20 protein-coding genes are annotated in these 19,756 nt (G+C 64.4%); 14 read left to right on the forward strand and 6 right to left on the reverse strand.

What is annotated here, in order from left to right:
- Window positions 1-22: 22 nt before the first annotated feature.
- Entirely contained in the window at window positions 23-1,243 is a 1,221-nt protein-coding gene (gene rocD, locus AOT83_RS14140) for an ornithine--oxo-acid transaminase (protein ID WP_057964913.1), read from the reverse strand.
- A 20-nt stretch (window positions 1,244-1,263) separates the two neighbouring features.
- Window positions 1,264-2,121, reverse strand: coding sequence for a dimethylargininase (ddaH, locus tag AOT83_RS14145; RefSeq protein ID WP_109365428.1), 858 nt, complete (start codon window positions 2,119-2,121; stop codon window positions 1,264-1,266).
- Window positions 2,122-2,254: 133 nt separating this feature from the next.
- On the opposite strand from ddaH, the gene AOT83_RS14150 reads away from it, so the two are divergent.
- Both AOT83_RS14150 and AOT83_RS14155 read left to right on the forward strand, forming a co-directional pair.
- Window positions 2,255-2,707: an Lrp/AsnC family transcriptional regulator gene (locus AOT83_RS14150; RefSeq protein ID WP_030096676.1), complete on the forward strand. Its 453-nt coding sequence runs from the start codon at window positions 2,255-2,257 to the stop codon at window positions 2,705-2,707.
- 56 nt (window positions 2,708-2,763) lie between these two features.
- Window positions 2,764-3,954: an FAD-dependent oxidoreductase gene (locus AOT83_RS14155; RefSeq protein WP_057964787.1), complete on the forward strand. Its 1,191-nt coding sequence runs from the start codon at window positions 2,764-2,766 to the stop codon at window positions 3,952-3,954.
- Between the two features lie 24 nt (window positions 3,955-3,978).
- On the opposite strand, the gene mftR is transcribed toward AOT83_RS14155, so the two are convergent.
- On the reverse strand, window positions 3,979-4,575 hold the full coding sequence (mftR, locus tag AOT83_RS14160; RefSeq protein WP_030096678.1) for a mycofactocin system transcriptional regulator: 597 nt from the start codon (window positions 4,573-4,575) through the stop codon (window positions 3,979-3,981).
- 103 nt (window positions 4,576-4,678) lie between these two features.
- Between mftR and mftA the strand changes: the two genes are divergently transcribed.
- The 11 genes from mftA (at window position 4,679) to AOT83_RS14215 (ending at window position 16,533) form a co-directional block, all read left to right on the forward strand.
- Window positions 4,679-4,783 (forward strand): mycofactocin precursor MftA, encoded by a 105-nt coding sequence (mftA, locus tag AOT83_RS14165; RefSeq protein ID WP_030096679.1) that lies wholly within the window; start codon window positions 4,679-4,681, stop codon window positions 4,781-4,783.
- A gap of 14 nt (window positions 4,784-4,797) precedes the next feature.
- Window positions 4,798-5,100 carry a mycofactocin biosynthesis chaperone MftB gene (gene mftB, locus AOT83_RS14170; protein ID WP_030096680.1) on the forward strand — a complete coding sequence of 101 codons (303 nt, stop codon included), beginning with the start codon at window positions 4,798-4,800 and terminating at the stop codon, window positions 5,098-5,100.
- A complete protein-coding gene (mftC, locus tag AOT83_RS14175) occupies window positions 5,100-6,314 on the forward strand; it encodes a mycofactocin radical SAM maturase (protein WP_057964786.1) in 1,215 nt (404 codons plus the stop codon). Before mftB ends, mftC begins: the two co-directional genes overlap by 1 nt.
- A complete protein-coding gene (gene mftD / locus AOT83_RS14180) occupies window positions 6,315-7,493 on the forward strand; it encodes a pre-mycofactocin synthase MftD (RefSeq protein WP_057964785.1) in 1,179 nt (392 codons plus the stop codon).
- 157 nt (window positions 7,494-7,650) lie between these two features.
- A complete protein-coding gene (gene mftE / locus AOT83_RS14185) occupies window positions 7,651-8,397 on the forward strand; it encodes a mycofactocin biosynthesis peptidyl-dipeptidase MftE (protein ID WP_057964784.1) in 747 nt (248 codons plus the stop codon).
- Window positions 8,394-9,842 carry a mycofactocin biosynthesis glycosyltransferase MftF gene (gene mftF / locus AOT83_RS14190; RefSeq protein WP_078284383.1) on the forward strand — a complete coding sequence of 483 codons (1,449 nt, stop codon included), beginning with the start codon at window positions 8,394-8,396 and terminating at the stop codon, window positions 9,840-9,842. Before mftE ends, mftF begins: the two co-directional genes overlap by 4 nt.
- 26 nt (window positions 9,843-9,868) lie before the next feature.
- A complete protein-coding gene (mftG, locus tag AOT83_RS14195; RefSeq protein WP_267888686.1) occupies window positions 9,869-11,266 on the forward strand; it encodes a mycofactocin system GMC family oxidoreductase MftG in 1,398 nt (465 codons plus the stop codon).
- A gap of 61 nt (window positions 11,267-11,327) precedes the next feature.
- The gene (gene eat / locus AOT83_RS14200) at window positions 11,328-12,791 is read left to right on the forward strand and encodes an ethanolamine permease (RefSeq protein WP_057964783.1); all 1,464 of its coding nucleotides are present in this window, start codon (window positions 11,328-11,330) and stop codon (window positions 12,789-12,791) included.
- A 7-nt stretch (window positions 12,792-12,798) separates the two neighbouring features.
- Window positions 12,799-14,202, forward strand: coding sequence for an ethanolamine ammonia-lyase subunit EutB (locus tag AOT83_RS14205; protein ID WP_057964782.1), 1,404 nt, complete (start codon window positions 12,799-12,801; stop codon window positions 14,200-14,202).
- A complete protein-coding gene (gene eutC / locus AOT83_RS14210) occupies window positions 14,199-14,984 on the forward strand; it encodes an ethanolamine ammonia-lyase subunit EutC (RefSeq protein ID WP_057964781.1) in 786 nt (261 codons plus the stop codon). Before AOT83_RS14205 ends, eutC begins: the two co-directional genes overlap by 4 nt.
- 46 nt (window positions 14,985-15,030) lie before the next feature.
- On the forward strand, window positions 15,031-16,533 hold the full coding sequence (locus AOT83_RS14215; RefSeq protein WP_057964780.1) for an acetyl-CoA acetyltransferase: 1,503 nt from the start codon (window positions 15,031-15,033) through the stop codon (window positions 16,531-16,533).
- Between the two features lie 9 nt (window positions 16,534-16,542).
- Here the strand turns inward: AOT83_RS14215 and AOT83_RS14220 are convergent, their stop codons facing one another.
- From AOT83_RS14220 to AOT83_RS14230, 3 genes are all read right to left on the reverse strand, one after another.
- Entirely contained in the window at window positions 16,543-17,799 is a 1,257-nt protein-coding gene (locus AOT83_RS14220; RefSeq protein WP_030096690.1) for a cytochrome P450, read from the reverse strand.
- 67 nt (window positions 17,800-17,866) lie between these two features.
- Window positions 17,867-18,337: a hotdog fold domain-containing protein gene (locus AOT83_RS14225; RefSeq protein ID WP_057964779.1), complete on the reverse strand. Its 471-nt coding sequence runs from the start codon at window positions 18,335-18,337 to the stop codon at window positions 17,867-17,869.
- A gap of 60 nt (window positions 18,338-18,397) precedes the next feature.
- Complete coding sequence (locus AOT83_RS14230; protein WP_057964778.1) at window positions 18,398-19,066, reverse strand: pyridoxal 5'-phosphate synthase; 669 nt, start codon at window positions 19,064-19,066, stop codon at window positions 18,398-18,400.
- A 384-nt stretch (window positions 19,067-19,450) separates the two neighbouring features.
- Between AOT83_RS14230 and rpsJ the strand changes: the two genes are divergently transcribed.
- Entirely contained in the window at window positions 19,451-19,756 is a 306-nt protein-coding gene (rpsJ, locus tag AOT83_RS14235) for a 30S ribosomal protein S10 (protein ID WP_003883485.1), read from the forward strand.

The raw sequence follows: 19,756 nt of genomic DNA on the forward strand, positions 1-19,756 counted from the left end.
GCCTCCTGGGGCCGGGCGAAACCTACCGGCTTTTGGCCAGCGCATCAGCGAACTGGTCTATTGCCCAATCGATTTCGTCCTCGGTGATGACAAGGGGTGGTGCAAACCGGAGAGTCGCGCCATGCGTGTCCTTCACTAAGACGCCACACTCTGCCATGCGCAGACTGATTTGTCTTCCGGTTGCCAGATTCGGATCGATGTCGACCCCGGCCCACAGCCCCAGTGAACGCACCTCGGTGACGCCGTGGCCGATCAGAGCATCCAGGCGTCGTCGCAGATGCCCACCGTGAACCGCCGCCCGCCGCTGGAACTCGCCACGCTCGAGGATTGCCACGACTGTCGATCCGATGGCTGCGGCCAACGGATTTCCACCGAAGGTGGAGCCGTGTTCGCCTGGATGCAGCACGCCAAGCACGTCGACGTCGGCGACCACGGCAGAGACCGGGACCACGCCACCGCCCAGCGCCTTACCCAGTAGGTAGACGTCCGGGACCACGTTCCAGTGGTCACACGCGAACATCTTGCCGGTGCGCGCGAGCCCGGCCTGGATCTCGTCGGCGATGAACAGCACATTGTTCTCGGTGCACATTGCACGGACCGCCGGCAGGTAGTCGTCGGGCGGAATGATGATGCCGGCCTCGCCCTGAACCGGTTCGAGCAGGACAGCGACGGTGTTGTCGTCGATCGCCCGTGCCAGTGCGGCGATGTCGCCGAACGGAACCATGCGGAAGCCGGGTGTGAACGGGCCAAATCCGCCGCGGGCTGTCTCGTCGGAGGAGAAACTTACGATGCTGATGGTCCGGCCGTGGAAGTTGTTGTGAGCCACCACGATGTTGGCCTGTCCGGCGGGCACTCCCTTGACGTCGGTGCCCCATTTACGGGCGACCTTGATGCCACTTTCCACCGCCTCGGCCCCGGTGTTCATCGGCAGCACCATGCCCTTACCGCAGAGGCGGGCGAGGTCGCGACAGAACCTGCCGAGACGATCCGAATGAAATGCGCGGCTTACCAGGGTCACCGTGTCGAGCTGAGCGTGGGCGGCCGCGAGAATCTCGGGGTTGCCGTGGCCGAAGTTCACCGCCGAGTAGGCGGCCAGACAATCCAGATAGCGCTTGCCGTCCACGTCTTCGATCCACGCGCCCTCGGCGCAGTGGGCGACGACCGGTAGCGGCGCATAGTTGTGTGCGCCGTACTGCTCGGCCAACTCGATGTATTCGGCGCTCTTGTATGAGTCGGGTGACATGCCGGGGGCCTCCGTGACGGTCACGAGTGCAGCTCCAGCGTGCAGCATTTCACCGAACCGCCGCCCTTGAGAAGCTCGGAGAGATCGATACCGATCGGTTCGAATCCGGCGGTGCGGAGTTGTTCGGCGAACCCGGTCGCGGTGGCGGGCAGCATGACGTGGCGACCGTCGGACACCGCGTTCATCCCGAGCACGTAGGCGTCGGTCGAGCTGGCGATGATCGCGTTGGGGTACATGAACTGCAGCCGGGCTTGCGAGGCCTCACTGAACGCCTGCGGGTAGTACGCCACGGTCTGCGGATCCAGTACGGCCAGCGCGGTATCCAGGTGATAGAACCGCGGATCGACGAGCTCCAGTGTTACCACGGGAATGTCGAGCATTCGCGCCACTTCCACATGAGACCGGACGTCGGTACGGAAACCCGTGCCGGCCAACATGACATCGCCCGCCAGCAGGAAGTCGCCCTGACCTTCATTGGTGTACCGGGTATGCATGGCGCGCAGTCCGTGCACACGCATCCATTCGGCATGTGCGGCGGATTCGCCGGCGCGTTCGGGGTGGGTAAACCGTGCGACAACGGCGTTGCCCCGCAGCACGACTCCGCCGTTGGCCGCGTAGACCATGTCCGGTAGGCCGGCTACGGGAGGCAGGATGTCCACCGTGTGGCCCAGGCGTTCGTAGGTGGCGCGCAACGTATCCCACTGGGCGGCGGCCAACGTCGGATCGACTGGATTGGATATGTCCATCCAGGGGTTGATCGCGTATTCGACGGTGTAGTACGTCGGCGGCACCATCACGTAGTGACGCGTCGTCGGTGTTCTGTCTGGCTGCTGGATGGGGGAGCCGGCCGGGTGTCCACCCTCGTGCACAACGGTCATGCGCTGAGCGTAGGAGAGGCAATTGCCGCAATCAATCTCTATGCGTTGCGTAGGAGGCCGCGATTCATTGCGTCCAGAACGGAAATTTGGCATTCTATTGCAGACTAGGCGGATCGCTGGAGGAGGAACGTGAATGGCCGAGCTCGATGCTACCGATGAGCGGATCGTGACGCTGTTGATGCGCAATGCTCGAGCGACGTTCGCCGAGATCGGTGAGGAGGTCAATCTGTCGGCCCCGGCGGTTAAGCGCCGTGTCGACCGGCTGGTTGCGACGGGGGTGATCAAGGGATTCACCACCGTGGTGGACCGTGCTGCCGTCGGCTGGAACACCGAGGCCTACGTCCAGGTCTACTGCCAGGGCACCATCACGCCGGAAGCCTTGCGGCGGGCGTGGATCGACATTCCCGAGGTCGTCAGTGCCGCGACGGTGACCGGAACCTCCGATGCGATGTTGCGGGTGCTGGCACGCGATATCCAGCATCTCGAGCGTGCGCTGGAACGCATCCGTGCCAGTGGGGACATCGACCGCACCGAGAGCATCGTGGTGCTTTCCAACCTGGTGGACCGGGCGCAGGTCCAGGGGTAAGAGGCAGAGGCGATAGGCCTGACATCGCCCGTGTCCAGTCGTGTAAGAAGAAACCCATGAGCGATGCGGATCGAGGGGTACTGATCATCGGTGGCGGGCTGGGGGCGGTACGAACCGCCGAACAGTTACGCCGCGCCGAGTTCTCCGGGCCGATCACCATCGTGAGCAGCGAGGCGCACTTGCCCTACGACCGTCCGCCGCTGTCCAAGGACGTCCTGCGCGACGCGGAGAAGACAATCGATGCGGTAGTGCTCAAACCGCGAGAGTTTTACGACGAGAAGCAGATTGAACTGCGACTCGGTGCCAAGGTGGTCGCGCTGGACCCTGCTGCCCGGACGGCCACGCTGGATGATGGCAGCACCCTGGAGTACGGAGAGGCCGTCATCGCGACCGGCCTCGTTCCCCGGCGTATCGCTGCCTTCCCCGAGCTGGACGGCATCCACGTCCTGCGTACCGCCGATGACAGCTTCGCGCTGCGAGGCGACGCTGCGAAGGCGCGGCGAGCGGTGGTGGTCGGGGCCGGATTTATCGGGTGTGAGGTCGCGTCCACATTGCGTGCCAACGGAGTTGACGTGGTTCTCGTCGAACCGCAACCCGCTCCGCTGCTGGCGGCGATCGGACAGCAGCTCGGCGACCTGGTTGCCCGGCTGCATCGCAATGAGGGCGTAGACGTTCGGGTGGGAATAGGCGTAGACGCGGTCGAGGGAGACGGACGGGTTCAGTCCGTCACCTTGTCCGACGGCACGCGCCTGGACTCCGATCTCGTCGTGCTGGGTATCGGGAGCCGGCCCGCCACGGACTGGTTGGACGGGTCGGGTGTCGAGGTCAACAACGGCGTGGTGTGCGATGCGGTGGGCCGTACCGGCACCCCGCATGTCTGGGCGCTGGGCGATGTCGCCGCGTGGGCGGATGCTGACGGCCGCCCTAGCCGGGTGGAGCATTGGAGCAATGTCGCCGATCAAGTCCGCGCGCTCGTACCCGCCTTACTCGGTCAGGAACCAGCGGCCAATGCTGCTGCCGTGCCGTACTTTTGGAGCGATCAGTACGACGTGAAGATCCAGTCGCTCGGACATCTCGGCGACGCGGATACCGTGCATCTCATTTCCGATGACGGCCGGAAATTCCTGGCATATCTGGAGCGCGACGGTGTGCTCACCGGCGTCGTCGGCTGCGGGATGGCCGGCCCGGTGATGAAGATGCGGGCCAAGATCGCCGCGGGAACGCCCATCGCCGACGTGCTGGAGTAGCGCCTGTTCCTTCCGCCCGCGAGCTCAGCCCAGCCCGCGCAGGCCCACTTCGGCGGCATCGAGGCCCTTGCCGAGCAGTGTGGTGAGCGTGGCGGACTCGTCGGCGAGCCATTGTTCGTAAGCGGCGAGTGCCACTCCGAGCAGGGTCCAGGCAACGGTCTGCGGTAAGAGGGTGCCGGGATCGGTGCCGGTGCGTGCGGCCACGAACTGCGCGATGACGTCGCGCCAGCCGGTGTACATCAGCATCGAGTAAGCCTGTAACGCAGGGACTTCCAAGATCAGCCGCATCCGCATGCGGTGGCGCGGGGTCTCATCGGCCGGAAAGTCGTTGAATGTCAGCAATGCCTGGCGCAGGGCAGTGCTGATATCCACCGTGTCCGGTGTCTTCTCCAGCAGTGCGCGCATCACCTCAAGGTGGGAGTCGAAGTCTCCCCACACGATTGCGTTCTTGGAGCTGTAGTAACGAAACACCGTACGCCGGGCGATGCCGGCCGCTGCGGCGATGTCGTCGACGCTCACGTCGTCGAAGTTGCGCTGCGCGAACAGTGCCATGGCAACTGCCGTGATCTCATCCCGGGTTGTCGAAGGGCGCCGTCCCACGCGCGCCGGCTGCGCACTCATGCCGAGAACTGTGCCATTTCCTGCCACCCTCTTCCCTTTCTGCACTCGATGCCATTATTATCGTGATCGTTGCCACAGTCCAGACTCACAAGGGAGTGAACAGATGGCCGAGCCCACCACTGTCGCCGGACAGACCACCGACACCGAGTTGGTGCAGGAATCGCTGGTCGAAGAGGTGTCGATCGACGGGATGTGCGGCGTCTACTGAGACGCCCTACCTCGATGAGCGCCATGATTGACGAGGCGCCCGCCGGTTTCGATTGGACCCGGCCCTGGCAGTTGCATCCCCAGGTGTCGTTGCGCCCCGAGCCGTTTGGGGCGCTGCTCTACCACTTCGGCACCCGCAAGCTGTCCTTCCTGAAGAACCGCACCCTGCTGCAGATCGTGCAATCGCTTCCCGACCACACCAGCGCTGAGAATGCTTGGCGCGCCGCCGGTGTCGAAGACGGCCAGGCCGCTGCGTACCAGCGGGCACTGGCTGTGCTGGCGGATTCGACGATGATCGTGACCCGAGAGGACGCTTGATGAGCGCTCCCGCTGTACCCCGCCTGGTGGATCAGTTCGAACAGGGACTGGATGCTCCCATCTGCCTCACCTGGGAACTGACTTACGCCTGCAACCTGTCCTGTGTGCACTGCCTGTCATCGTCGGGCAAGCGTGATCCGCGCGAGCTGTCCACCGCGCAGTGCAAGGGCATCATTGACGAGCTTGAAGGCATGCAGGTGTTCTACGTGAACATTGGTGGCGGGGAACCTACTGTGCGCTCAGACTTTTGGGAGCTTGTCGACTATGCGACCGAGCACCATGTGGGGGTCAAGTTCTCGACCAACGGTGTGCGCATCACCGAGGAGGTGGCGGCGCGGCTGGCCGCGAGCGATTACGTCGATGTGCAGATCTCGCTGGACGGCGCGACCGCAGAGGTGAACGACGCCGTGCGCGGCGCGGGATCGTTCGCCATGGCGGTACGCGCGCTGGAGAATCTGGCTGCCGCCGGCTTCAAGGACGCCAAGATCTCGGTGGTGGTCACCCGTCACAACGTGGACCAACTCGACGAGTTCGCGGATCTGGCGGCAAAATACGGTGCAACGCTGCGGATTACACGGTTGCGGCCTTCCGGGCGCGGTGCCGATGTATGGGACGAACTGCACCCCACCCCTGCGCAGCAGCGTCAGCTGTACGACTGGCTGGTGCTCAATGGTGAGCGGGTGCTCACGGGTGATTCCTTCTTCCACCTGTCGGCGTACGGTGATGGCTCCGGTGGTTTGCCAGGCCTGAACATGTGCGGTGCTGGCCGGGTGGTGTGCCTGATCGATCCGGTAGGTGATGTCTACGCGTGCCCATTTGCCATCCACGATCGGTTCATGGCCGGAAATGTGGTGTCCGATGGTGGATTTGATGAGGTGTGGAAGCACTCACAGTTGTTCAACGAGTTGCGCGAGCCACAGTCCGCGGGTGCGTGCGGTAGCTGTGGGCATTATGACAGCTGCCGGGGCGGCTGTATGGCGGCGAAGTTCTTTACCGGGTTGCCCATGGATGGGCCCGACCCGGAATGCGTACAGGGCTACGGCGAGGCGGCCCTGGCCGCAGATCGCGTCGTGCCCAAACCCAGTGGAGACCATTCGCATTCGAAGGGTAAGCGCGGCCCGGCCTCGGGCCCAGTTGCGCTGACCCTGACTCGCCGGCCCCCATCGCGCGCGTGCGACGAGAACCCCCTTTCCAACGTACGAGCAGGACGGTAGATGGCGCGCAACACATGGTTCGAGACGGTCGCGATTGCCCAGCAGCGGGCCAAGAAGCGGCTGCCGAAGTCCGTCTACAGCTCACTGATCTCGGCCAGTGAGAAGGGGCTGACGGTCAGCGACAATGTCGAGGCGTTTGGGGAGCTTGGATTCGAGCCCCACGTCGTCGGCATTCAGCCGGACCGTGAACTGTCGACAACAGTGTTGGGGCAAGAGATTTCACTGCCGGTGATGATCTCGCCGACCGGCGTTCAAGCGGTGGATCCCGATGGTGAGGTGGCTGTGGCGCGGGCGGCCGCCGCGCGTGGAACCGCCATGGGGCTGTCATCCTTTGCGAGCAAGCCCATCGAGGACGTGGTGGCTGCCAATCCGAAGACGCACTTTCAGATCTACTGGCTGGGCGGACGCGACGATGTGGCTCAGCGCATCCAGCGTGCGAAAGATGCTGGAGCGGTGGGGCTTATCGCCACCCTGGACTGGAGCTTCTCGCACGGTCGCGACTGGGGGAGCCCGTCCATACCCGAGAAGATGAACCTGCGGTCGATGATCCGGCTGGCGCCGGAAGTGGTGACCAAGCCCGGCTGGCTGTGGTCGTTCGGCAAGGGCATGAACATCCCGGACCTGCGGGTGCCGAACCAGGCGGCCCGTGGCGAGGCCGGGCCGCCGTTCTTCGATGCCTACGGGCAGTGGATGGGAACCCCGGCGCCCACCTGGGATGACGTGCGATGGATGCGTGAGCAGTGGGACGGTCCGTTCATGCTCAAGGGTGTGATGCGCATCGATGACGCCAAACGTGCTGTGGATTGCGGAGTTTCAGCGATCTCGGTGTCAAATCACGGTGGTAACAATCTCGACGGAACGCCTGCCTCGATCCGCGCATTGCCCGGCATCGCAGCGGCTGTCGGCGGTGATGTCGAGGTGCTGCTCGATGGTGGCATCCGGCGGGGCAGCGACGTCGTCAAGGCGTTGGCCCTTGGTGCGCGCGCGGTGATGATCGGGCGGGCGTATCTCTGGGGCCTCGCGGCCGCCGGTCAGACCGGTGTCGAGAACGTCCTGGACATCATGCGCGGGGGCATCGACTCGGCGCTGATGGGACTTGGCAAAAAATCTGTGCACGAACTATCGCCAGATGATCTTTTGATCCCCGAGGGATTTGCCCGGGGCCTCGGGCGGCACTAGTTCAGCGCAGCGCGAATCGAACGCGGTGACGGCGTCGTCGATGTGGCGGCAGGGACTGGCGTGACAATCGGTACGAAATAGCGCCTAGCGCATAAGCCGACGGCCAGCAAGGATGTAAAGACCTCGATCGTGTGCGCCAACTTTGGATGCATTTGACGTGAATTCGGCCTACCATCGGCGGGTGGCTGTTCCGACTGTCTTGAGCACCGCCATCTCTCCGGAGCTCGCAGACGAGGCCATTACGCTGTTCACTCCGCTCGGCTCAACCGAACAACACGGCCCGCACTTGCCGCTGGACACCGACACCCGCATTGCCAATGCTGTGGCTACCGCTGCGGCGGGGGAGCTGGCCGCCGATACGGGTGACGGTCGGACCGCCCTCGCTCCGGCCATCGCGTACGGATCCAGCGGAGAACATCAATCCTTCGCTGGAACGATCTCGATAGGGACCGAGGCGCTGACTCGGGTCCTCGTTGAGTACGCCCGGTCGGCCACACAGTGGTGCCGGCGCATCGTTTTCGTAAACGGTCACGGCGGGAATATCGAGGCGACGGTCTCCGCGGTGCGACTGTTGCGTTCCGAGGGGCGCGATATCGCATGGTGGGCGTGTGCGGTCGAAGGCGGCGACGCTCATGCGGGACATGTGGAAACGTCTCTGCTGCTGCATATTTCACCAGAGAACGTGCGTCGTGAGGAAGTGCTCGCCGGAAATTCGGCACCGCTGCGCGAACTGATGGCGCCTATGCGTGCGGGCGGAGTAGCGGCGGTGAGCGCCATCGGTGTGCTCGGAGATCCGACCACCGCCAGCAGCCAGGAAGGCGCACGGATGCTCGCGACGATGACTCGACAATGCGCCGACGCGGTGCGCCGTTGGACACCCGACGCGGACGGGCGGCTGGTATGACCACCAGTGACGAGCCGGCGCAGGGCGTGTCCGCACCGCACGGACGGTTACCCGACGGATTCGCGGTACAGGTGGATCGGCGCGTTCGCGTTCTCGACGAGGGCTCGGCGCTACTGGGTGGCTCCCCAACCCGGCTGCTGCGATTGGCTCCGGCCGCGCGGACCCTGCTTTCCGGTGGACGGCTCGAGGTCCGTGACGCGACCAGCGCGCAGCTTGCCCGGACGCTGCTGGATGCGACCGTCGCTCATCCCCGGCCCACGGGTGGACCCGGATATCGAGACGTGACCGTCGTTATTCCTTGCCTTAACAATGGATTTGGCCTTCGACGGCTGCTACGGGCGTTGCGCGGGATGCGCGTGATCGTCATCGACGACGGTTCCACCATTCCGATCCTGGAGTGCGATCTGGAGGGCATGCACTGTGACGTGACGGTGGTACGTCACGACGAGAGTCAGGGCCCGGCAGCGGCCCGCAATACGGGGCTGAAGCTGGCGACCACGGATTTCGTCGCCTTCCTTGACTCGGATGTGGTGCCCAGGCGCGGCTGGCTGGAGGCACTGTTGGGGCATTTCAGTGATCCGGCTGTTGCTCTGGTCGCCCCCCGGATTGTGGGATTGGTCTTGAGCGACAACGCGATTGCTCGCTATGAGGCGGTCAGGTCCTCGTTGGACCTTGGCCTTCGCGAGGCGCCCGTCGTTCCGTACGGCCCGGTGTCGTATGTCCCCAGTGCGGCGATCGTGGTTCGCCGGGCCGCGATAGACGAGATCGGTGGGTTTGACGAATCGCTGCGATGCGGTGAAGACGTGGATCTGTGCTGGCGGCTGATCGAGGCGGGGTCTCGGCTTCGGTACGAACCGGTGTCCCATGTGGCTCATGATCATCGACTGACACTTCGAGAATGGTTCGCGCGCAAAGCATTTTACGGAATGAGCGCTGCGCCGCTGTCGACGCGCCACCCCGACAAGGTGGCGCCGATGGTCATCTCGCGATGGACACTGCTGGTGTGGATTCTGGCGGCGGTGGGTTCTGGGATGGGCTATCTGGCTGCTGCGGGCATGGCCGCGCTCGCGGCCGGGCGTGTCGCGCGGACATTGCGGGGAGTGGACACCCCACCGCGTGATGTCCTTCGAGTGGCCACCCAGGGCGTGGGCGGTGCCGCGTTGCAGATCGCGTCCGCGTTGTGCCGCCATTACTGGCCATTGGCGTTGGTGGCCGCCGCGCTGTCGCGGCGCAGTCGCCAAGTGCTCGTGGTGGCCGCCATTGTCGACGGCGTGGTGGATTGGATGAAGCGCAACGACAACTCGGCGTCTCCCGATGATCGCATCGGTCTGCTCGAGTACGTATTGCTGAAGCGTCTTGACGACATCGCCTATGGGATTGGCTTGTGGTCGGGGATCGTGCAGGAGCGCGATCTGGGTGCGCTTCGACCGGAATTACGGCCCTGAGTAGGCCGATCCACGCGGATGCGCTCATTGTGGGCGCGGGCAGCGCGGGTTCGATTCTGGCCAGCCGCCTTTCCGAAGACCCGTCGTTTCGTGTGGTGCTCGTGGAGGCCGGGCCGGCGTCCTCCGCCGATGAGGACGGTGTGCGCGATGGGTACCGTCTGCCGATCGGCCCGGACAGTCAGATAGCCACCTATTACTGGGCCACGCTGACATCCACCGGTGATCAGGCTGAGTTGGTGCGCGGATCGGTGGTGGGCGGCTCCGGCGCGATCAACGGCGGTTACTTCGTGCGGGGCCGGCCCGCGGATTTCGATGGATGGTCGGTGCCGGGGTGGGCCTGGGTGGATGTGCGTGATGACTTCCGCGCGATGGAGACCGATCGCGACTTTCGGGATGATCCGCTACACGGCTCATCGGGACCCATACCGATCGGGCGCAGGCACGAACAGAGTACCGCTGGAAGAGAACTGGCGGATCTCGCCGTCAAAGCCGGCTATCCGGCGGTGGCAGACCTCAACGGCAAGGCCGGTGTCGGGGTGGGATTGGTGCCACTCAACATCGACAGCGGCATGCGGATCGGGCCGGCGCGTGCGTATCTGGAGGGAGCGGGCTGGCGCCCCAATCTCGCGGTGTACTCAGGTACTCGTGTATTGCGGGTGCTGTGTGGTGGCGGGCGCGCCTCCGGCGTGCAGGTGGCGGTGGGGAGCTCGGTGCGGACTCTGACTGCTGATCGAATCATATTGAGCGCGGGTGCGATTGAGAGCGCCAAGCTGCTACTGCTCTCCGGGCTTGGACCGGCCGATGACCTGCGCGCCGTCGGGGTCGAGCCCACTGTCGACCTACCCGGTGTGGGGACCCGCGTGATGGACCACGCGGAGTGGGTGCTCGACACCGGCGATGGTGGGCAGCCGGGCTATCCCGTACTGGACACCGTCTTGCACACCGACCGTCAGACGGGCCTCGAGATACGCCCGTACACAACAGGATTCGCCGCCATGGCAGGTGCGCAGGTGAATGGCGCCGATGCCAGGCAGATCGGCGTAGCGTTGATGACCCCGAGGTGCCGGGGTCGAGTCGAATTACGTTCGGCCGATCCTGCAGCGCCGGTGTATATCGACTTGAGGTATGACAGCGAGACCGCAGATATGGATCGCTTGCGGGACGGAGTCCGTCTGGTGTCCGAGCTGTATGGTCGGCGGTTCGGTGGTCCGCGGTGGTCCACGTCGCAGCATCTGTGTGCGACCGCACCCATGGGTAATGACGAGGACAAGTACGCGGTCGTCGACAAGTACTGTCGTGTCAGGGGAATCGACGGGCTCTTCGTCATCGACGGGTCAATCATGCCGACCATTCCGAGCCGCGGTCCGGCGGCCACGATTGCGATGATCGGGCATCGGGCGGCCCAGTTTGTTGCGTGGTCGTAACGAGGGTGCGAATCTTGGCGTCTACCGCACATGTACACGCCATCGGTCGCACAATTGGACGATGTCAACTCCCGATGACACCGTCAGTCCACATCCGGAGGCCGCGCACGATCATGCGGGTGTCCAATCGCATCTCGAGGGTGCCGACTATCTCGCGCGGCGGCAGCTGAGGTCGGGGACCGCCGGCTGGGTGCTACTGGCCGGGCTCGGCGTGAGCTACGTGATCTCCGGCGATTACGCGGGCTGGAACACCGGCTTGAGCAAGGGAGGTTTCGGTGGCATGGCCATCGCGGCGGTTGTGATCGCCGCGATGTATCTGTCGATGGTGCTCAGCATGGCAGAGATGTCGTCGGCGCTACCCACCGCGGGTGGTGGTTACACCTTCGCCCGGCGTGCCCTGGGCCCATGGGGTGGATTCGCAACCGGGACGGCGATTCTCATTGAGTACGCGATAGCTCCGGCCGCCATCGCCACGTTCATCGGAAGTTACGTCCAATCACTGCATCTGTTCGGGCTCAAGGACGGATGGTGGATCTACCTGGCTGTGTACACGATCTTCATAGGGATTCATCTCAGTGGTGCGGGCGAGGCGCTCAGGACGATGTTCATCATCACCGGGATCGCGCTCGTAGGCCTGATCACCTTTGCGATCGGCGCCGTCGGCCGATTCGACGCGAAAAACCTGACCAACATTCCTGTGGATGAAACGGCAACGGGCACATCGGCATTACTCCCCTATGGGTATTTAGGAATCTGGGCGGCGGTGCCGTTCGCGATCTGGTTGTTCCTGGCGATCGAGGGCGTGCCGCTTGCGGCCGAGGAAGCGCGAGATCCCGCGAAGAACATCCCACGCGGCATCGTGATGGCGATGCTGGTGCTTGTTGTCACCGGGACGGTCGTGCTGTTCCTGGTGCCCGGCGCGGGCGGTGCCGAGGCGATGGGACAGTCGGGTAATCCCTTGGTCGAGGCGCTGGGAACCACCACGGTCGCTAAGGCGGTCAACTACATCGGGCTGGCCGGCCTCATCGCCAGCTTCTTCTCGATCGTGTACGCCTACAGTCGGCAGACCTTTGCGTTGTCCCGTGCCGGTTATCTGCCGACCCGGCTATCGGTCACCAACAGCCGGAAGGCTCCCGTGCTGGCATTGATCGTGCCGGGAGTCATCGGATTCCTCTTGTCGCTCAGTGGCAAAGGCGCGATGTTGCTCAACATGGCGGTTTTCGGTGCAGCGCTGAGCTATGTGCTGATGATGGTCAGTCACATTGTGCTGCGTGTTCGCGAGCCCGAGATGCAGCGGCCGTACCGAACCCCAGGCGGCATCGCCACCAGCGGGTTCGCACTGGTGATCGCGTGTGCGGCGGTAGTGGCGACTTTCATCGTCGATACCACCGCGGCTTTTGCCACGTTCGGGGTGTTCATCCTGTTTATGGCGTACTTTGGGCTCTATAGCCGACACCACTTGGTCGCAAACTCCCCGGACGAAGAGTTCGCGGCGCTTGCAGAAGCCGAGAACGAATTGAAATAGGCACATTATGAGCACTTTTCGCCACACCGCAGGGCCGGTCACCTACCAGTTCGGATCGCTCGCCGAGGTTCTCGCGAAGGCCTCGCCGCCCCGATCCGGCGACGAGCTCGCGGGCTGTGCGGCGCAGTCGGATGCCGAGCGGGCCGCCGCACGCTGGGCGCTTGCCGAGGTGCCGCTGACGACGTTCCTCTGCGAGGAGATCGTCCCGTACGACACCGACGAGGTCACCCGGCTCATCATCGACAGCCATGATGCGGAGGCCTTTGCCGTCATCTCACACCTCACTGTCGGCGATTTCCGCGACTGGCTACTGGAGACGATCACCAAACCGCATGGGGCACAGTCGCTCAAAGATGTTTCCGCTGGACTGACCCCTGAGATGGTGGCAGCCGTCAGCAAGCTGATGCGTAATCAGGACCTCATCGCAGTCGGCGCTGCGGTACGTAACCACAGCGCCTTCCGCACCACCATCGGTCTACCGGGCACTTTGGCGACTCGATTGCAGCCCAACCATCCCACCGACGACGCACGGGGTATCGCCGCCGCCACCCTCGACGGCCTGCTGCTGGGATGCGGTGATGCCGTCATCGGCATCAACCCCGCGACGGACTCCCCGCACGCCGCGGCCGACCTACTGCGCCTCATCGACGACATCCGATTGCGATTCGATATCCCCACACAATCGTGTGTGCTGGCACATGTGACCACCACGATGGAACTCATCGAACGAAATCTACCGGTGGACTTGGTATTCCAGTCGATTGCCGGGACCGAAGGCGCCAACGAGAGCTTCGGGGTCAACCTTGCACTGCTGCGTGAGGCGAACGAGGCCGGGCGGTCGTTGGGGCGCGGCACCGTGGGCAACAACGTCATGTACCTGGAGACGGGGCAGGGATCGGCGCTCTCTGCCGGAGCCCATATCGGGGTGGGCGGCGTTGCCGTTGATCAGCAGACACTGGAGGCCAGGGCATACGCGGTCGCGCGCGAGGTGGAGCCGCTGTTGGTTAATACCGTCGTGGGATTCATTGGGCCGGAATATCTTTACGACGGCAAGCAGATCATCAGGGCCGGGCTGGAGGATCACTTCTGCGGCAAGCTGCTGGGACTTCCGATGGGGGTGGACGTCTGCTACACCAATCACGCCGAGGCCGATTCAGATGACATGGATGTGCTGCTGACGGTGCTCACCGCCGCGGGGGTTGCATTCGTCATCGCCGTGCCCGGAGCCGATGACGTCATGCTGGGGTATCAGAGCCTGTCCTTCCACGATGCGCTGTTCGCGCGCCGTACATTCGGCCTGCGGCCGGCGCCGGAGTTCAACGAATGGCTTGAGCGCATGGGGATGCTGGAGCGTGACGGTGGGCTGCGTGAAATCGCGGTCAGCGACTCGCCATTGCGAGCGCTGTTATGAACGATGTCGCGAGCAACGGTGCCGCACACGATATCTGGGACACGCTGCGTCGATCCACGCAGTCTCGAATCGGGTTGGGGCGCAGCGGTGATGCGTTGCCGACCACTCGAGTGCTGGAGTTCGGGACCGCGCACGCGGCCGCCCGGGACGCGGTGCACACGCCCCTGGATGCGCGCGCCCTGGCAGGACGCATCGACGGACTCGGGTTGGGTACGCCGCTGTTGGTGACCAGCCGGGCCGGCGATCGATCCGAGTACCTGCGCCGCCCCGACCTGGGGCGGGCGCCCGCCGACGGCGCACTGGATGTGCTCTCCGATTCCAACGCCGATATCGGCATCGTGCTCGCGGACGGTCTATCGCCGCGAGCCCTCGACGACCACGGGGTGCAGCTATTACAGGCGCTGCACCAGCGGCTTCGCGGGTACTCGATCGCGCCACTCGTCATCGCGACGCAGGCGCGGGTGGCGCTGGGGGATCACATTGGTGCCGCGCTGGGCGTCGATACGGTGCTGGTGCTCATCGGCGAACGTCCGGGGCTGTCGGTGGCCGACAGCGTCGGGATCTACCTCACGCACAATCCCATGGTGGGATGCACTGATGCACAACGTAATTGTGTATCCAATATTCATCCTCCGGAGGGGCTGGGTTATGACCAGGCGGCGCAGGTCGTCGCCGCTCTGGTGGCGGGGGCGCGTGAGATCGGCCGTTCCGGCGTTGACCTCAAGGACATGACGGGCGCGGGTAACCAGATCGAGGGGGCCGGTCCCGCATTGCCCACGTAGCGGGAGGCCCTCCGGGGCCAACCGGGTGGTTGGTTACCATCGGCTGATGGCCCTCGACCCTCGCACGCCGGTCCTCGTCGGTACCGGACAGGTCAACCAGCGCACAGACGCCGACAGCCCGTTCTCCGAGATCCCCGAGCCCATCGATCTCATGGAGCGAGCGGCCCGGCTGGCCGCCGAGGACGCAGGGGCTCTGGACCTGCTCACGGCCGTCGACACGGTGTCGGTGGCGAACATCTTCTCGTGGAAGTACCGCGACCCCGGTGCGCTCCTCGGCGAACGTCTGGGTGCGGCGCCCAAGCGGACGTTCTACACCGGTCCCAGCGGCAACTCGCCGCAGCTGTTGGTCAACCACGCGGCTGCCGACATTCTGGCCGGGGACGCCGATGTGGTTCTCATCGGTGGGGCCGAGATGTGGCGCTCACGCAACAAGATGATGGCCACGGGAGTGCAACCGTCGTGGACCACTCAAGACGAATCCATCGCCGAACCAACCATTCTCGGCGGCCGGATGGATCAGGTGGGCGGCGCCGAGACCACCATCGGCCTCATCTCTCCCGGCCACGTGTACCCACTGTTCGAGCAGGCGATCCGGGTTGCCAATGGTGTGTCCGTCGCGGAACATCGGACCGCCATCTCTCAGCTGTGGCAGCGGTTCAACGCGGTGGCCGTACACAACGCTCACGCCTGGTCCAACGACGCGTACACCGCCGAGGAGATCGCTACACCGGGTCCCGACAATCGGTGGATCAGCTCGCCCTACACCAAGCTGATGAACTCCAACAACATGGTCGAGCAGGGTGCGGTGCTGCTGCTGACCTCGGTAGAAACAGCGCGGCGGCTCGGAATTCCGGAGGACCGCTGGATATTTCCGCTCGCGGGCAGCCAGGCCAATGACACCTTCGCGCTCAGTGAACGCGATGAGCTGCACCGGTCTCCGGCCATCCGCCTCGCGGGAAGACGTGCGTTCGACATCGCCGGGCTGAGCACAGACGATGTGGACCTGATCGACATCTACTCGTGTTTCCCCTCGGCGGTGCAGGTTGCAGCCACCGAGTTGGGGCTGGCGCTCGATGATCCCGCGCGGCCGCTGACGGTCACCGGTGGGCTCACGTTCGCCGGTGGTCCCTGGTGCAACTACGTCACCCACTCCATCGCCACCATGGCAGAGCGGCTTCGTGAACTCCCGGGTGCGAAAGGGCTGATCACGGCCAACGGCGGATACCTGACCAAACACGCGTTCGGAATCTACGGAACCGAGCCGCCCGCATCCGGGTTCAGGTACGAGGACGTGCAGGCAGAGGTCGATCAGGAGCCCAAAACTGAGGCAGCCGACGGGTATTCGGGGGCGGCGACCGTCGAGGCCTGGACAGTCAACTACGGACGAGACGGATCTCCATTCCAGACGTTCGTGAGCGTCCGCACGCCCGCGGGGGCGCGTACCTTCGCCAAGATCGAAGACCGGGATGCGGCGGCGCAGATCGCGGATACCGATATCGCAGGCGCGTCAATCGAAGTCGCGACAGACGGTTCGGCCCGGCTCAGTTAGCACCGGCCGCTACCGCAAGCTGTAGCGGATGGGCAGGTGCTTGATGCCCCCGACGAATATGGTGGACATCCGCTCGACATCCCCGTCGATCTCGATGGATTCCAGCCGGGGCAGTAGTGCCGAGAAGAAACTGTTGACCTCCATCCGCGCCAGCGCGGCACCCAGGCAGAAGTGCACGCCGAATCCGAACGCCAAGTGTTTGTTGGGATCTCGACTCACATCGAAGGTGAACGGATTACCGAAGGTGTCTTCATCGCGATTACCCGAGGGGTAAGAGAGCAGCACCGAGTCACCCTCAGCAATGGGGACGCCGCGAATCTCGGTATCGGCCGTCGCGGTTCGCATGAACTCCTTGACCGGCGTCACCCATCGGATCATCTCGTCGACTGCCAGCGGCATGAGATCGGGATTCTCGCGCAGCCGTGCCAGCTGGTCCGGATGCTGCAGCAGGGCTTCGAGCCCACCGGCGATGGTGGCGCTGGTGGTGTCGTGCCCGGCGGTGGCGATAATCGTGTAGTACGAGGCGGTGTCGACGTCGCTGAGCAGCTCACCGTCGACCTTCGCGTTGGCGATCGTTGATGCCAGGTCATCGGTGGGGTTCTCGCGGCGGGACGCGGTCAGACCGCTGAAGTATCCGAAGAAGTCCAGCAGGGCCAGCAGCTGCTCCTCCGGAGTGGCGCCGCGCTGGAACTCGGTGTCATCGCCGCCGAAGAGCTCCTGGGTGAGCTTGAGCATCCGGTCGAAGTCCGATTCGGGAATCCCGAGCAGAGACATGATGACGTACAGCGGGAAGTGCACCGCGACGTCCTGTGCGAAATCGCAGGTGCCGCCGGCATCCATCAATTTGTTCACGTAGCGGGTGGCCAGTTCGTCGGTGCGGAGTTTCATGTCGCGCATGGCCTTTGGCCGGAACCAGTCGGCTCCGATGGCGCGCAACACTCGATGCTTGGGATCGTCGATATGCACCAGGGTCTTGAGCTCGATCCCCATGGCCGCCTGCTTGTCCAGCTCGGCCTCTTGCTCGAGGTTCATCAGCAGCGGACGCGGTTCGTTGATCCAGAGCGTGTTGTCGCGCTCGACGTCCATGATGTCGTCGTGCTTGGTGACCGCCCAGAACGGTCGATAGTTGTCGGTGACAACTCTCGCCACGGGTTGTTCACGCCGTAACAGGGTCAGCGCGTCGTGCAGGCGGGGCTCGTCGGCATAGGCGGTCGGATCGGCCAATACTCGGCCGGCTTCCTCGATTTCAGACAGTGCGGTGGCCATAGCCGGAGTGTGCGCGCGGCACACCATAGATTTGTCTATAACGGCAAAATTTGGCCGCCGAAGGTGTTTAGGCGGGGGTCACCCAGGTGGTGATCTCTGCCTTCACCACTTCCTTGCCGTCACGATCGGTGATGCTGATCGGCACCACCACATCGGTGCCTTCGGTGATCGAGGCGAAGTCCAGGCCCTCCAACGTGGCGACGGCTCGTAGCGAGGTGGTCGCCTTACTGAGGTACTGCACATTCATCGCCTTGGGAATCCACCGATGTGAGGACGGGGTGGTGGCCTCCATCAACATGCCCATCGCGACCTCGGCCAGGTTGCATGCGGCGATCGCATGGAATGTCTTGAGATGGTTGTAGACGAAGTACCACTTGGGGGCGGTCACCTCGCAGTAGCCCGGCTCCATCCGGTGCACATGCGGCACCACGGAGGCGAAGTAGGGGACACGGGCCATCATGGCGGCGGAGAACAGGGCGGAGCCGCCGGGCTTGTTCTGCAGACGCTGCCAGGCCTTATAGGTCGGAGATGCACTCACAGCACGTACCTTACTCGAAAGTAAGATGACTGCGAACCCGGCCGCCGACTCCTCCTCGATTCACGGCCAGAGCCGGGTGCGCTCCCATCCGTCGTCAGTGCGCTGGTAACTCAGCCGCAGGTGTTTCCGGTCGGGGGAGCCCTGCCAGAACTCCACCTGCGTGGGCCGTACCGAGTACGACACCCACTCAACCGGTGCCAGCTCCGGGTCGTCTGCCAACTTCCGGTGGGCCTTGTCGAGCTCGGCGTCGATTTCCGCGGCGTCCGCCAGGGGCTGGCTCTGCCGCAGCGTCAAGGCCATGGCGCGGGATCCCATGGGCCTGCTCAGGAAGTCGGCAGCGCTCGCCTGCGCACCGTCGTCGACAACCGTGCCCACCACTCGCACCTGCCGCACCACCGCCGGCCAGTGAAAGGTCAGCGCCGCGACAGGATGCGATGACAGATCGCGGCCCTTCTGACTCGCCGAGCTCGCCGCGAAGTGCCAGCCGTTCTCGTCGATGGCCTTCACGATCAGCACCCGTGCGCGCGGTGCACCCTGCGCGTCGACCGTCGAGATCGTCATCGCGTGCGGTTCGGGAACGCCTGCCTGCGCCGCCTGCTCGATCCATTCGGCGAACAAGGGGAGCGGTTCGTCAGGGGCGCCGTCGATGTTGAACGGTGGGGCACTGCCGGAGAGGACGGGCAGTGCCCGCAGAAATGAACGCCCTCCGTGGGCTTCTGACCAGCGCACGTCACGACCTCCTCAACGGATCTTGTACTAGCGTTCCAGAGGTCCCCGGATGCGCAGGTCAGGGGCTCGCAGTTGCCGCTGCCGGGTGGGTGAACCAGGGATTTGGCCGCAGCCGCGGGATAAGGCATACTGTTCGGGTTGCCGTGAACCGGTTGCAGTGCCTTGGGTCGACCATGGTGCGCTGCGAACGGGGACGGCGAACCACAAGCGCCCTTACGGGCGCGTCGGCCCAGTCCAAGCGACGAGAATTTTCGACGCGGACGACTGCGCGCGAGGGCGACACGCCCGACCGCGGGGGTCGGTGAACTACGACAGGTAAACAGCGGCGGTATCGGGTGGTGCGCTTCGGCGCGCTCCGGACCAGTGATAGTAGAGGTAGGAAGCGTGGCGGGACAGAAGATCCGCATCAGGCTCAAGGCCTACGACCATGAGGCCATTGATGCCTCTGCGCGCAAGATTGTTGAGACGGTGACCCGTACCGGCGCGAGTGTCGTTGGACCTGTGCCGCTGCCAACCGAGAAGAACGTGTATTGCGTTATCCGGTCGCCGCACAAGTACAAGGATTCGCGCGAGCACTTCGAGATGCGCACCCACAAGCGGCTCATCGACATCCTCGACCCGACGCCGAAGACGGTTGACGCGCTTATGCGCATCGACCTGCCGGCCAGCGTCGACGTGAACATCCAGTAG

The sequence above is a fragment of the Mycobacteroides sp. H001 genome, from assembly GCF_001440005.1.
In the GTDB taxonomy this organism is placed as follows: Bacteria; Actinomycetota; Actinomycetes; order Mycobacteriales; family Mycobacteriaceae; genus Mycobacterium; species Mycobacterium gwanakae.

What these genes read in the sequence shown, in the direction of transcription:
- eat (WP_057964783.1), top strand. Translation starts at nt 11,328, where the DNA reads ATGTCAACTCCCGATGACACCGTCAGTCCACATCCGGAGGCCGCGCAC.
- AOT83_RS14215 (WP_057964780.1), top strand. Translation starts at nt 15,031, where the DNA reads ATGGCCCTCGACCCTCGCACGCCGGTCCTCGTCGGTACCGGACAGGTC.
- mftA (WP_030096679.1), top strand. Translation starts at nt 4,679, where the DNA reads ATGGCCGAGCCCACCACTGTCGCCGGACAGACCACCGACACCGAGTTG.
- mftD (WP_057964785.1), top strand. Translation starts at nt 6,315, where the DNA reads ATGGCGCGCAACACATGGTTCGAGACGGTCGCGATTGCCCAGCAGCGG.
- AOT83_RS14155 (WP_057964787.1), top strand. Translation starts at nt 2,764, where the DNA reads ATGAGCGATGCGGATCGAGGGGTACTGATCATCGGTGGCGGGCTGGGG.
- eutC (WP_057964781.1), top strand. Translation starts at nt 14,199, where the DNA reads ATGAACGATGTCGCGAGCAACGGTGCCGCACACGATATCTGGGACACG.
- AOT83_RS14220 (WP_030096690.1), bottom strand. Translation starts at nt 17,799, where the DNA reads ATGGCCACCGCACTGTCTGAAATCGAGGAAGCCGGCCGAGTATTGGCC.
- ddaH (WP_109365428.1), bottom strand. Translation starts at nt 2,121, where the DNA reads ATGACCGTTGTGCACGAGGGTGGACACCCGGCCGGCTCCCCCATCCAG.
- AOT83_RS14205 (WP_057964782.1), top strand. Translation starts at nt 12,799, where the DNA reads ATGAGCACTTTTCGCCACACCGCAGGGCCGGTCACCTACCAGTTCGGA.
- mftF (WP_078284383.1), top strand. Translation starts at nt 8,394, where the DNA reads ATGACCACCAGTGACGAGCCGGCGCAGGGCGTGTCCGCACCGCACGGA.
- rocD (WP_057964913.1), bottom strand. Translation starts at nt 1,243, where the DNA reads ATGTCACCCGACTCATACAAGAGCGCCGAATACATCGAGTTGGCCGAG.
- mftB (WP_030096680.1), top strand. Translation starts at nt 4,798, where the DNA reads ATGAGCGCCATGATTGACGAGGCGCCCGCCGGTTTCGATTGGACCCGG.
- mftR (WP_030096678.1), bottom strand. Translation starts at nt 4,575, where the DNA reads ATGAGTGCGCAGCCGGCGCGCGTGGGACGGCGCCCTTCGACAACCCGG.
- mftC (WP_057964786.1), top strand. Translation starts at nt 5,100, where the DNA reads ATGAGCGCTCCCGCTGTACCCCGCCTGGTGGATCAGTTCGAACAGGGA.
- AOT83_RS14150 (WP_030096676.1), top strand. Translation starts at nt 2,255, where the DNA reads ATGGCCGAGCTCGATGCTACCGATGAGCGGATCGTGACGCTGTTGATG.